Source organism: Dryocola clanedunensis, assembly GCF_038405435.1.
GTDB lineage: Bacteria > Pseudomonadota > Gammaproteobacteria > Enterobacterales > Enterobacteriaceae > Dryocola > Dryocola clanedunensis_A.
In genome coordinates, this window is the sequence record NZ_JBBYHZ010000001.1 from 557,432 (window position 1) to 569,383 (window position 11,952).

The following is an 11,952-nucleotide window of genomic DNA, read 5'->3' on the forward strand; positions in this document are numbered from 1 at the left end:
CAGGCTCCCTTATTTTCCGCTCATTGAGTTATGGATCAGATCCAGCCAGTTCGGCACGGTCAGATGGAAGGATTCGATCATCTTCATGTCGAAGCCGCGGAAGAAGGCGCTCAGAACGAACAGGGCGACAATCGCGCTCATCATCACTTTGGTGACGCGGTTCCAGCCGCTCTCTTCCACGCCTTTACCAATCAGGATCCCCAGCACCAGGCCAGGCACGGCGTTGCCCATAATCAGCTGCGCGCAGCCGCCGAAGATGGTCGCCCAGAAGCCAGATTTCTTACCGGCGTCAATCGCCGCCAGCCAGAAAATCACCGGCATCACGGTGTTCACCAGCAGGTTTGCGGCAGGCACCAGCACCTTAACGGCGGTAACCTGCAGCGCTTCCGGCACGGCGGAAGCGGTAGAGTTAAGGAAGGCGACCACGAACATGCCAATCAGACCGCAGGCGATGGCCATCTTTTTCGGGTCGTGCAGGGTTTCGGCGACGTTGCGATTCTTGATCATCAGCGCGGCGGCACCCCAGTTCGGGATAATGCGGTGGTCAACGTCCTGCGTGAAGGCACCCGCCGCAACGGAGGAAGCCCAGGCGTTGAAGAAGAAACCTAAACCAAAGGAGAAATGCGAAGCCGGGTCACCTTCACAGGAGTTCAGTTCACCCAGAGTACGAAATGCCCCCATCCCCTGGGATGTTGGCGCATGAAACATTCGGGCAGCCCCGGCGCCGACACCCACGCCGACCAGACCGCCGATGATGAGCGATTTTATTAATATTATTAAGAACATCAGTCTGTCCTTTCTGTGTGTTGTTAATGTGCGACGAAATCCACTTTGTCGAGATTAATGGCCGTCACGTTGACGGTGACGTCCAGCTCCACGCTGAACGTGCGTCGTTCACGCTTCAGAAAGAAGAATAAAAAGGCCTCTTTCTTAACCTGTACCCGCGCCTGAACAAACTGCACATCCTGTGGCTCAATACGCAGTAAAATACGGGGTGATGACTTGAGCACCGTACCCTGAACGTGGTTCAGGGCGTCGGCAAAGGCTTTGGCTTTGCTGTCGCCGCGCCCGCTCACTCTCACTTTTTCGGAGAAGTGTTCTTTCATACTCAGCTGCCGTGCTTCTTGTTCCAGGCCTGGACCAGGCGCTCGCCCAGCTCTTCTTTATCCATAAAGCCAAAGCCCAGCACGTTGTTGCCTTCGTTAATCGCCGTCACGCCTTCCTCAACGGAGCGCATGCCGTATTTGGCTTTGTAGCCGTGTTTGGTCTGCGCGGTAATTGCGCCCGCGCCGCCGCTGCCGCAGAAGGAGATGCCGAAGCTGGCGTTCTCGGCTTTCATCACGTCGCCCAGCTTCATGTCGGCGGCCATACCAGGGATCACCACTGCACGGCCACCCGCTTTTTCGATCCCTGCCGCAACTTTCTGGCCTTTACCCAGACGATCGCCAATCACTACGGTAATTTGTTCCATGTGTGTCTCCTGATTATTCAAAGATTGTCTTTTGCGACTTCAAAATGTACCGACAGCAACCACGACTCTTCCGTCGGTAAATTGCCAAACAGATCCACCACCTCTTTCGCCATCGCCAGCGAGTCAGGGGAGATCTCATCGAACAGCTCCTCCTCCACCTCCGGCAGCGGCTCACCGGTTAAAGACCGGTGGACCATGGCGCGAACGTGGGACTCGAGCATCTGCTCCTGCACCTCGTTCGGCGTGATATTTCTTGACTGATACAGCGCGCTGATAAACGCCAGGGCGTTTTCCGTCAGCTGCGTGGCATCACGACTTTCAGCTTCACTAACCTTTACCGCTCCGTTATTCACACCAGGTACCTCATTCGCTGCTATGGCTCTAAGGTATCGACGGGGGTTATTGGTTTGTAGCGAGTTGTTTTCCACTTCGAAGTGGAAATCCCACCCTCGATAGTGATCTATTCCACATAAAATGCAGGGATCACGATAATCCGCTGCTTTTGTGTGATTCAGGTCACGTGATTAACCGGTGAAATACATCAACGGCAGTGATGTTTTTTGCGTGAAAGTGTGACGTGGATGGATTTTTGAGTCGGTGATTGGAAAGGCTTATGGCAACAGCTCGCCGGATGGCGCTGCGCTTATCCGGCCTACAAAACCATTCGTGCCGTAGTGACGTAGGGTGGATAAGCGTCAGCGTCATCCACCAAAAGCTTTTGTTCGCAGTCTGCGAGGCGGGCCGCAAAGCTAAACCCGCCGGATGGCGCTGCGCTTATCCGGCCTACAAAACCATCCGTGCCGTAGGGTGGATAAGCGTCAGCGTCATCCACCGAAAAACTGCCACATCCCGCCGATCCGGTACCAACGCGCTGCTCTCATAAACGGACATTAGCCTTTGATGCAAATTGCATTATAAGCTAATATTTTCATGGAGAACCTCATGGCATTTAACGTCATTTTGCACGACCTCGTTCCCGACGAGTTGGCTGCACAGCCGCCAATGATCAGAACCAAAATGGTCCGTCTCATCGATAAATTAGAGGCAAACCCAACCGCTTTAAGAGAGCCAGACAGTAAACCGCTCGGCAACGGTTTATTCGAAGTCAGGACCATGGGGCCCCATATTGCCAGGGGGCTGTATGTCTATCAAAAAGGCAAAAACATCTTTTTGTTAAGAGTATTCATAAAGAAAACGCGAAAGACCCCGCCTGGGGAAATTACGCTCGCCGTTGCAAGGTTAGAGGAGATGCTGAATGAAAAAGACTAAAGGTGTTCAATGGGAAACAGTCAGAGCTGAGCTGATGTCCGACCCGGAAGTCCAGGCCGCATACGAGGCCGAAGAGCGTAAAGCCCGACTCCAGGAAATGCTGGCTCAATGGCGTAGCCATGCCGGACTGACCCGTGCACAGGTTGCAGAGCGTATGGGCGTCACTCCTCCGACCGTTTCACGCATGGAGGCCAATATCGTCAGGGCAAGTATTGAAACTATCGCCAGATACGCCAAAGCCTGTGGCGTAAAACATCCGCAGATTACGCTGTAAATGAAAATCGACGCAGAAATCACCTTCCGTAAGCTTGAGATTTTTATGGCGTTTATGGAGAAGGGAAACATTGCCCGCACGGCGGATGCGCTGGGGATCAGCGGCGTGAGCGTTCACCGCGCCCTGCATACGCTTGAAGAAGGCGTGCGCTGCCCGCTGTTTGTCCATAAGGGGCGCAACCTTGTGCCTTTGCCTTCCGCCGTTACGCTTCTGGAACACAGTAAAGAAGCCGTGGCGCTGATGGAGCGCGGCATCGAAGAAACTCGCCAGACGGCGGGTGTGGGCCAGGGGCGGCTGCGCATCGGCACCCTCTATTCCCTGACGCTGGAAACCGTGCCACGCCTGATTATGGGCATGAAGATCCGTCGCCCGGAGCTGGAGCTTGATCTGACGATGGGGTCGAACGATCTGCTGCTGAACATGCTGGAAGACGGCGTGCTGGATGCGATCCTCATCTCCGTCTCTGAAATCGAACTCGATCCTGGCCTCGAAACGCTACCGCTGTTCCAGGATGACATCTTTCTTGCCGCTCCGGCCTCTTACCCGCTGGATACCAGCAAGTTTGCCGATCTTCGCGACTTCCACGACCAGAAGTTTGTTTCGCTGGCGGAAGGGTTCGCCACCTACAACGGCTTCCAGGAAGCGTTTCATATTGCGGGATTTGAGCCGGAGATCGTCACGCGGGTGAACGATATTTTCTCGATGCTGAGCCTGGTGCAGGCGGGCGTGGGCCTGTCTTTAATGCCGGGGCGCATGAAAAAGGTCTACGAGAATTCTATCCAGCTGCTGAAGCTGTCCGAGCCGTACCAGATGAAGCAGCAGATCGCGATTGTCTTCGCCCGCAACCGCGAGCTGGATCCGAACCTGCTGGCGCTGGCCGCCGAAGGGCGCATGTACGCCCGAACGTTTGCCGATACCCCTAACGCGCCGCTTTAAAGTCTGGTTTGCGAGGCGCTACGCATTGCAGAATGCCAGCGCTTGCTCCCTGCCAGGCCAAAGTGACATCATGGCTTAATAAGATTAATATCATTGGTGACACCAGAGATATCATCGGGAGATCATTATGACGACGACACTGCGCCAGACCACGACTCTGCGGATCGACCAGGAAATGAAAGACCGATTGAAAAGCCTGGCAGACGACCGCCACAGCTCTGCGCATGCTCTGATGCTGGAAGCCATCGTTGAATATGTCGAACGGGAAGAGAAGCGCGGCCAGTACCGCAAAGAAGCCGAGGCCGCCTGGCAGGCCTATCAGGAAACGGGTCAACATATTACGGCCGAGGAGACGATAGCCTGGCTGGAGTCATGGGGAACAAACGCTGAGCAGGATGCTCCGGCATGCCACAAGTAATTGTTTCCGAAAGCGCCCGCCAGGATTTACAACGTTTGCAGGAATTCCTGAAAGCTAAAAACGTGCTGGCAGCGAAGAAAGCCGCTGAGATACTGATCCGCGGCATTCGACAGCTACAATCGATGCCCAAAATTGGGCGGCCCGTAGCCAATCTCCCGCTGGAATATCAAGAGCTGGTTATCGAATTCGGCAGCAGCGGCTATGTCATGCTCTATCGCTACGACGAGCTAACCGACAACATTGTGATCCTGAAGATAAAGCATCAGAAAGAAGCCGGATATCAGCAGCCTTAGCCACTTCCCCTAACGCGCCGCTTTAACCCGCTGCGCCAGTCGGGCGATGGTGCCCACGCTGTTGTTTTCACGGCACAGCGTATCGCCTTCGCGGAAGGCCTGGCGGGTTAAGCCCGTGAGCACGCTGCCCGGCGGCATTTCAATTGCCAGGCGCACGTCGCGCTCGTTAGCGGCAACCATCGCATCGCGCCAGCGTACGGTTCGCGACATATTCAGCGCTAAATCATCGGCAATTTGTTCCGGCTGCCAGAGCACGCGCCCCGTGCTGCCGCTGAGGTAAGTGCTGCGCGGGCGATTTAGCGCCACGTCCGCAAACGCCTGCTGAAGTTTCAGAGCAGGTTCACTCAACAATTCACAATGTGAAGGAACGCTGACCGCGAGCCGTTTCGCCTTCTGCGCACCTTTTGCGAGGGCTTTCTGCGCCACGCTCGCCATCTCTTCATCGCGCCCGGCAATCACTATCTGCTGTTCGGCGTTGATGTTGGCGATATAGGTGCCGCTGCCTTCCACCAGCTGCTCGACCTGGCCGAGCTGTAAACCGGTGATAGCGGTCAGGCCGTAGCCGTGCGGGTAAGCCTGCTCCATCAGGTCACCGCGCAGGGCCACCAGACGCAGCGCGTCCTCGAACCCTAACGCTCCGGCCACCACCGCCGCCGGGAAAGCGCCGATGGATAATCCGGCGACCATATCCGCCACCACGTCGTTGCGCTCAAGCTCCTGCGCCCATGCCACGCCCGCAATGAGCAGGCAGAGCTGCACAGCGCGGGTATGCTTCAGGGCATCAGGGGAATCTAAAGAATCTGTTTCGTCGCCCAAAACGGCGCGAACTCGCGGCATAATGTCGCCATCCTGCGGTAACTGCTGCAGCATGCCCGCACGCTGCGTTCCCTGTCCGGGAAAGGTGAAGAGGATTTTCATGCTTCTCCCTCAAACGCCCACGGATCGCTGACTAACTGCGGGCCGCCGCTGGTTTTCAGCAAAACTCGCCCTTCGCGCAGCCATTCGGCCAGCGCAAAAGCGCCCCGTGGGGTTTCAATTTGCGTATCGGCGCGGCACAAAAGCCTGCCGATAATCTGCTGCCATTCCGCCAGCGCCTCACGAGCAACGCGCTCCGGGCAGCGAATCAGCAGGTCGAGATCGCTGTCCGCATGCAGCACCGGAACTTCCGTTGCCAGCGCGTAGCCTGCGCTACCGGTTATCCCCCAGGCCCAGGGCCACTCACGCAGCGCGAGCTGGATGGCACCCTGTACCGGAGGCATTGAGACAAACGGAGATCTGACCAGCACGTCGTGGGAGGCAAGCGCTTCCGGCGATACAACGCGTTTCACCTTTGCTGCATTGGCCCAGCCACCCGCGCGCTGGTCGCGGCGCATCCCACGAACGCCTATCGGGATGCGCCCTTCACGGTTCACATCACGCCTCACCACCACCGGCAGCGCCGGGCGCCACTGGCTTGCTACCCACTCTTCAGTTATGCCTTCGAGCGCATCGCGGTCGGTCAGCCAGAGCAGGTCGTGGGGGCGTGGTGTGGTCATGATTTACATTCCTGAAGTCAGCGAGATAAACAGCGGTAGCGACAGGATAGAGAGCACGGAGCTAAGCAGCAACACTGCTTCTGCATCCGGGGACTGCACGCCGAAGCGGTTACCGAAGACCACGCCGAAGAAGCCAGCGGACAGCGCAATCATCAGGATAGCGGTGACGGCAACCGGACCGCTCAGGCCGAGCGCCAGCACGATACCCCAGGCGATGAACGGCTGAATCAGCAGCTTGGTGATGGTGGCGAAGCAAACCATGGTGTTGATTTTCAGCTTACGGGCAGAAAGGATCACACCGGTCAGGAACAGCGCCGCAGCAGTTGCGGACAGGCCCAGCGGTTTGATAGACGACAGCAGCAGGTCCGGCATTCGGATACCGATTGCCGACAGCACCACGCCCAGCAGCGGACCCCAGACGATAGGTTTTTTCAGTGAACGCCACATCAGCACCGGCAGCATCGCAAGGGTAGAACCCGTTGCTTCACCGGCGGCAAGCGCCTTTTCACGCTCGAGGATCATCAGGCAGAACGGCGTCATCAGTACGGAACCACAGGCGATGGAAACCGCAACGGACAGTGAAGTAGCAGAACTTTCACCCAGCACGCTGCCCAGAATCGGCAGGCCAAGGGCCGCGTAGTTAGGCAGCGCCACGGTCAGCGTCAGGACTGCCGCATCCTGCGGAGATTTTTTGAACACTTTGGTTGCCGTGAAATAGATTGCCGCATAGGTGATCCACATGGCCAGTACCAGCACCACAATCAGCGGTGACTGTTTAACAATCCCTTCCCACGGTGTCTGAACCGTTGCGCTGAACAGCGCGGCAGGCAGGGCAAAATCCATTACGAAGATATTGAGCAGGGACACATTTTTGTTGTCGACCATTTTCGCTTTGCCCGCGAAAAAGCCCAGCAGCATAATGACGAAAATCGGAGCAAGAGCATGAACAATTACGTAAGTCATAACTTCACCTGTAGTTGAAAAAGAGTTCCAGCACTGGTGCGATGATTATTTTTTTCAGACGATGATTTTATGTCAACGCTCAACGGCGGAACCTGTAGACCTTGCTGTGGTGGATGACGCTTACGCTTATCCACCCCAGGGTTTTACAAATCCCACCGCCGACGTTCTTATGTACCGTCTGGCAGGTCTGTCTTCAGTGCTTACCAGCTTGCGCGCATACGTTCACGAACAAGGGCTGAGCTATGGCGATTCTTAGCATGCAGCCTGTTTTTCAGGGTGGTATCCGTGCGGGCTTCGCGAACGGCCGTCACCAGCGCGGCGTTCACTTTGCTGAGGTCGTCTGCTTCTGGCGCCTGCGGATTAGCGATATCCAGCAGGTTTGAAAGCAGGCCGAGGGTTTCGTAGTTGCTGATGTCGTAGGCCATTGGCGGAATGGTTGCCGCCAGCTTTTCCAGCGCATCAACGGTACGCAGCGTGATGCGGGCCGCGGACTCTTTCCCCATCGCGTGGATCATCACGCCGGAGTCGTTAAAGGCGATAAGGCGGTTTGCCTGGTAGCCGTGGGCCAGAAACGCCCCGGACATAGCCTTACCGACGATCAGCCCGATAACCGGGTGCCCTGCCAGGCGAGCATTGGCGTAAGCCCCTGCCGCACCGGCCAGCGCCTGGTGAATACCGAAGCCCTCTTCACGACGGCCATAGGCCTGGCTCGGCACGTCGATGACCGCGACAATGGCGCGCTTCTCGGTTTTGTCCGCGTCTTCCGCGATGGTTTCGCTGACCACTTTCGCCAGCGTCCAGCCTTCCAGCAGCCCTACTTCACCGCCTGCGGCACGTGGGTAATGGTTGTTTGCATCCGGCACTACCGCGATAAAACGCGCGGCTTTACCGTCAACTTCGCCGTCAGCAACCTGCACGGACGGGCACAGACCGGCCATGCGCGGCGCGCCTGCGGTCAGTTTGTCCAGCCAGACGGCGGCACGATTCAGTTTCTGGCTCATTACTGTTTCTCCCCAAAAAGCTGTTTGATCTGTTCGGCATCGGCCTGCTTGCTGGTGTCGAAGTTAGCCAGACGTTCCAGATACCACGCGTAGTTATCGGTGCGGTGCTTAGCGGGAACGCCTTTGGCGATAGCGTCGTTAACCGCCTGCTTAACCGCGTTCACGCCGTCGCCGACCAGCGCATCCACCAGGCCGCTCTGGTAGCGAACTTCGCCACCGGTCATGCTCCAGATGAACGGACGGTCGCGGGAATCGTACTCGTCGATACCGGCTTCCTGTTCGATAACCTGCGGGCCGTTCAGACCAAGACGCGCTTCGCGGGTCACAATCAGATAGCTGCAAAGTGCGGCGGCGATGGACATCCCACCGAAGCAGCCGACGGTCCCGGCAATCACGCCCACAACCGGGGTGTAGCGGCGCAGGTCAACAATCGCGGCGTGGATATCGGCAATTGCCGCCAGGCCAAGGTTGGCTTCCTGCAGGCGCACGCCGCCGGTTTCCAGGCAAAGAACCGCCTGGGTCGGAATGCCGTTGCGGTTGTCTTCTGCCGCCAGCTCAAGGGCCGCCGCCATTTTTGCGCCGGACACTTCGCCCATGCTGCCGCCCTGGAACGACCCTTCGATAGCAATCACTACCGCAGGGCCACCGTTGATGGTGCCTTTCGCGACAACCATGCCGTCGTCAGACTGCGGCACGATGCCCTGAGCGCCTAACCACGGGGAAACAATGCCGTCGAACGGGTCGAGCAGTTCACGGTAGCTGCCGTCGTCGAGCAGCAGACGGGCACGCTCACGCGCTTTGAGTTCGATAAAACTGCGGTCGTCACGCATGGCTCACCTCTTCAAATACTTGTTCGATACGAATGCGGGCCACGCCCGGCGTCGCGCCAAAATCGTGGATCAGCATCTGCCCCGCAGGCAGGCTGCCGAGCGCGGCCAGGCGGCCAAACAGGGCCTGCCAGCGCTGCTCGCTGTTATCCACGGAGGTGGTGATATCGACGGTCAGCGCATCGCCTTCGGCGGCGGTGAACAAAACTTCCATATCGCCGGAGCCAACCACGCCGGACAGCGCTTTGCCGCTGAGCGTACGGGTTGCCGGAAATGACAATGTAATGTGTTCCATAACACCCTCTATAAGTGTGAATGTTGCGGTAATGGGGTGACGCGAACGTCATCGCAGGCGATGCGGTCCATCAGCAGCGTGGCGGCAAGCAGGTCTGCCGCGCCGCCCGGTGAGGCGTTAAGCGCGAGCATTTGCTTATCGAGCTTTGCCAGCGCTTCGCGGCCTGCGGCCTGCGCGGTGCCACCAGCGGCCAGCACGCTTCGCGCGCCGTTCTGCATCGTCTCAAGCCCTTCGAGCCCCGCGCGGGACAGCACGCAGGTATCGCTAAGCGACGTCATGATGGCCATCAGCGCATCAAGACGGGCCTGCTGCTCGGTGGCACCAGCTTCGCGACTGCGGCGTAGCTGCGGCAGGGCCAGACGCATAACGTGCGGGAAGCCCTGCTGCGCTTCTTCGCGTGCGCCGGGAACCTGATAACGCCTTGTGGCGCGTAACCCCTTACTGAAAATTTTTGGTGCCGTGCTGTCGGGTAAACCGGCGAGCTTCGCCGCGCTCGCGGCTATCTCTTCGCTGCTGCCTTCCATGCCGTGCATGGCGGCGGCAGACACCAGTAAACCCAGCGCCCAGATAGCCCCCCGGTGAGTGTTCACTCCGCCGGTGGCCTCCATCATCTGCGCTTCGCCTTCGCGGCCTAAGCGGCCAACCAGCTGACGCAGGGCGATATCCGCCGGGCGCTTCCAGCTTTGCAGCGCCAGCGCATGAAACGTCGGGGAGAGGCTGTGCGCCGAGCGCTCCATCAGGCTTAGCGTTAAGTCGTGATGGGCACCGTTTCCCCGGCTGTCCACAAGACCGGGCTTCGGGCTTAAACGTGCTTCTTCAATCATGCTTTGGGTGGCAACCCTTGCAAGCCATTGCGCGCTGCCCTCAACCCCAGTCTGTGGCTGTAGTTTCATTACCAGCTCCGGAATTTCGCAGGTGGGTTGTACAGGCCGTCGGACCACTCAACGAGATCCGCCACGCTGCTGGCTGCCAGCAGGGAACGGGTCGCGTCGCTGCGGCGAATGCCCATATCTTCCGGGAAGACCACTTTGCCGCTCTGGCGCAGCTGGGCGACACGTTTAGCGTCAACGCCCAGGCCGATGTCGGTGATCCCGGCCACGGAAGCGACCATTGCGCGGCGCTCTTCCATGCTTTCAGCACGATAGAGATACGCGATGCCTTCTTCGGTCAGCACGTGGGTGACGTCATCGCCGTAAATCATCACCGGCGCTAAAGGCATGCCGGAGGATTTCGCCACGTCCAGCGCGTCGAGTTTTTCCACAAACGTTGGCTTAACGCCCGCCTGGAAGGTTTCGACCATCTGCACAACGAGCTTACGACCGCGCTCCATCATGTCTGGTTTGTTCTGCATCGCGAGCCAGGCTGGCGTTGCGTGACGACGACCGTGCGGGTCGTGGCCCATGTTTGGCGCGCCGCCGAAACCGGACAGGCGACCGCGGGTTACCGTGGAGGAGTTGGCAAAGCCGTCAACCTGCAGGGTAGAGCCGATGAACATATCCACCGCGTACTGACCTGCCAGCTGGCACATCGCACGGTTGGAGCGCATGGAGCCGTCGGCACCGGTAAAGAAGATGTCCGGGCGGGCGCGGATGTACTCTTCCATGCCCAGCTCGCCGCCGAAGCAGTGCACGCTTTCTACCCAGCCGCTTTCGATTGCCGGGATCAGCGTCGGATGCGGATTCAGCGTCCAGTGTTTACAGATTTTGCCCTTCAGGCCCAGCTGTTCGCCGTAGGTTGGCAGCAGCAGCTCGATGGCGGCGGTGTTGAAGCCGATACCGTGGTTCAGCGACTGCACCTGGTGCTCCGCGTAGATGCCCTTAATCGCCATCATCGCCATCAGGATGTGTTCCTGCTTGATCAGGCGCGGGTCGCGGGTAAACAGCGGTTCGATAAAGAACGGCTTGTCGGCAACAACCACATAGTCAATCCACGAACCAGGGATGTCCACGCGAGGCAGATCGCATTCGTCGTCAACCAGTTCATTAACCTGGGCGATAACGATGCCGTCGTGGAACGCGGCGGCTTCAACCAGGGCCGGGGTATCTTCGGTGCTGGCGCCCGTATAGAGGTTACCTTTGCGGTCGGCCTTGAAGCCGGCAATCAGCGCCACGTTTGGCGACAGGTCCACATACAGACGGGAGTAAAGTTCGATATAGGTATGGATGGCGCCAATCTCGAGCTGGCCGTCTTCAAGCAGCTGCGAAATGCGCAGGCTCTGGGTGCCCGAGAAAGCAAAATCAAGCTTGCGTGCGATGCCTTTTTCAAAGATATCAAGGTGCTCGCTGCGCCCTACGCTCGGCATGATCATATGCAGGTCGTGGACTTTCGACGGGCTGACTTCCGCCAGCATGCGGGAAAGGAAATCCGCCTGCTTCTGGTTGTTCCCTTCAAGTACCACGCGATCGCCCGGGGCAATCAGTCGTTCCAGCATATCGACAAGGCCTTCAGTCGGAAGAACCTTGCCCTGCACGTTGGTGGAAGCCATGCGCCGCTGCTTCTCTAAGCGGCGTGAATTCCACACTCGTGCTGGCTTTTGGGAAGCCTTCATTATTAACCTCCTGATTGAGCTCATCATTTTGATTTGCTTTAGTCTGATTAAATTGTGCGCTTACCTCTTTAGGGTATCAATTAAGGTCACGGGCGGATTATTAGCCTGAGAGTAATAATCAT

Annotated in this window: 17 protein-coding genes; 5 read left to right on the plus strand and 12 right to left on the minus strand. The window is 58.0% G+C overall.

The window, feature by feature from the left end; genetic code table 11:
- Window positions 1-9 precede the first annotated feature (9 nt).
- Genes AAE045_RS02535 through AAE045_RS02550 form a run of 4 tightly spaced genes read right to left on the minus strand, consistent with a single transcriptional unit; the run spans window position 10 to window position 1,824 of the window.
- On the minus strand, window positions 10-786 hold the full coding sequence (locus AAE045_RS02535; RefSeq protein ID WP_455425917.1) for a DUF4311 domain-containing protein: 777 nt from the start codon (window positions 784-786) through the stop codon (window positions 10-12).
- A gap of 23 nt (window positions 787-809) precedes the next feature.
- Window positions 810-1,106 (minus strand): DUF4312 family protein, encoded by a 297-nt coding sequence (locus AAE045_RS02540; protein ID WP_455546331.1) that lies wholly within the window; start codon window positions 1,104-1,106, stop codon window positions 810-812.
- Window positions 1,107-1,108: 2 nt separating this feature from the next.
- A complete protein-coding gene (locus tag AAE045_RS02545) occupies window positions 1,109-1,471 on the minus strand; it encodes a glycine-rich SFCGS family protein (protein WP_455425919.1) in 363 nt (120 codons plus the stop codon).
- Window positions 1,472-1,488: 17 nt separating this feature from the next.
- A complete protein-coding gene (locus tag AAE045_RS02550; RefSeq protein WP_455546332.1) occupies window positions 1,489-1,824 on the minus strand; it encodes a glycine dehydrogenase in 336 nt (111 codons plus the stop codon).
- Window positions 1,825-2,413: 589 nt separating this feature from the next.
- Between AAE045_RS02550 and AAE045_RS02555 the strand changes: the two genes are divergently transcribed.
- The 5 genes from AAE045_RS02555 to AAE045_RS02575 all read left to right on the plus strand — a co-directional run bounded on the left by AAE045_RS02555 (window position 2,414) and on the right by AAE045_RS02575 (window position 4,661).
- The gene (locus AAE045_RS02555; RefSeq protein WP_455546333.1) at window positions 2,414-2,740 is read left to right on the plus strand and encodes a type II toxin-antitoxin system RelE/ParE family toxin; all 327 of its coding nucleotides are present in this window, start codon (window positions 2,414-2,416) and stop codon (window positions 2,738-2,740) included.
- A complete protein-coding gene (locus AAE045_RS02560; protein ID WP_202304081.1) occupies window positions 2,727-3,014 on the plus strand; it encodes a helix-turn-helix domain-containing protein in 288 nt (95 codons plus the stop codon). Before AAE045_RS02555 ends, AAE045_RS02560 begins: the two co-directional genes overlap by 14 nt.
- Window positions 3,015-3,950 carry a LysR family transcriptional regulator gene (locus tag AAE045_RS02565; RefSeq protein WP_202304080.1) on the plus strand — a complete coding sequence of 312 codons (936 nt, stop codon included), beginning with the start codon at window positions 3,015-3,017 and terminating at the stop codon, window positions 3,948-3,950.
- A gap of 127 nt (window positions 3,951-4,077) precedes the next feature.
- On the plus strand, window positions 4,078-4,368 hold the full coding sequence (locus AAE045_RS02570; RefSeq protein ID WP_455546334.1) for a CopG family ribbon-helix-helix protein: 291 nt from the start codon (window positions 4,078-4,080) through the stop codon (window positions 4,366-4,368).
- Window positions 4,356-4,661: a type II toxin-antitoxin system RelE/ParE family toxin gene (locus tag AAE045_RS02575; protein WP_455546335.1), complete on the plus strand. Its 306-nt coding sequence runs from the start codon at window positions 4,356-4,358 to the stop codon at window positions 4,659-4,661. Before AAE045_RS02570 ends, AAE045_RS02575 begins: the two co-directional genes overlap by 13 nt.
- A gap of 9 nt (window positions 4,662-4,670) precedes the next feature.
- Here the strand turns inward: AAE045_RS02575 and mdcH are convergent, their stop codons facing one another.
- The 8 genes from mdcH to mdcA all read right to left on the minus strand — a co-directional run bounded on the left by mdcH (window position 4,671) and on the right by mdcA (window position 11,830).
- Complete coding sequence (gene mdcH, locus AAE045_RS02580) at window positions 4,671-5,579, minus strand: malonate decarboxylase subunit epsilon (RefSeq protein ID WP_455546336.1); 909 nt, start codon at window positions 5,577-5,579, stop codon at window positions 4,671-4,673.
- Entirely contained in the window at window positions 5,576-6,199 is a 624-nt protein-coding gene (locus AAE045_RS02585; RefSeq protein ID WP_455546579.1) for a malonate decarboxylase holo-ACP synthase, read from the minus strand. The genes mdcH and AAE045_RS02585 overlap by 4 nt, the downstream gene beginning before the upstream one ends.
- Complete coding sequence (locus AAE045_RS02590; protein ID WP_202304077.1) at window positions 6,200-7,159, minus strand: AEC family transporter; 960 nt, start codon at window positions 7,157-7,159, stop codon at window positions 6,200-6,202.
- A gap of 200 nt (window positions 7,160-7,359) precedes the next feature.
- A complete protein-coding gene (mdcE, locus tag AAE045_RS02595; protein ID WP_455546337.1) occupies window positions 7,360-8,160 on the minus strand; it encodes a biotin-independent malonate decarboxylase subunit gamma in 801 nt (266 codons plus the stop codon).
- Entirely contained in the window at window positions 8,160-8,990 is an 831-nt protein-coding gene (locus AAE045_RS02600; protein WP_455546338.1) for a biotin-independent malonate decarboxylase subunit beta, read from the minus strand. The genes mdcE and AAE045_RS02600 overlap by 1 nt, the downstream gene beginning before the upstream one ends.
- Entirely contained in the window at window positions 8,983-9,282 is a 300-nt protein-coding gene (gene mdcC / locus AAE045_RS02605) for a malonate decarboxylase acyl carrier protein (RefSeq protein WP_271129993.1), read from the minus strand. The genes AAE045_RS02600 and mdcC overlap by 8 nt, the downstream gene beginning before the upstream one ends.
- Window positions 9,283-9,290: 8 nt before the next feature.
- Window positions 9,291-10,175, minus strand: a complete 885-nt coding sequence (locus AAE045_RS02610; RefSeq protein WP_455546339.1) for a triphosphoribosyl-dephospho-CoA synthase — start codon at window positions 10,173-10,175, stop codon at window positions 9,291-9,293.
- Window positions 10,175-11,830, minus strand: a complete 1,656-nt coding sequence (mdcA, locus tag AAE045_RS02615) for a malonate decarboxylase subunit alpha (protein WP_202304072.1) — start codon at window positions 11,828-11,830, stop codon at window positions 10,175-10,177. Before mdcA ends, AAE045_RS02610 begins: the two co-directional genes overlap by 1 nt.
- Between the last annotated feature and the right edge of the window lie 122 nt (window positions 11,831-11,952).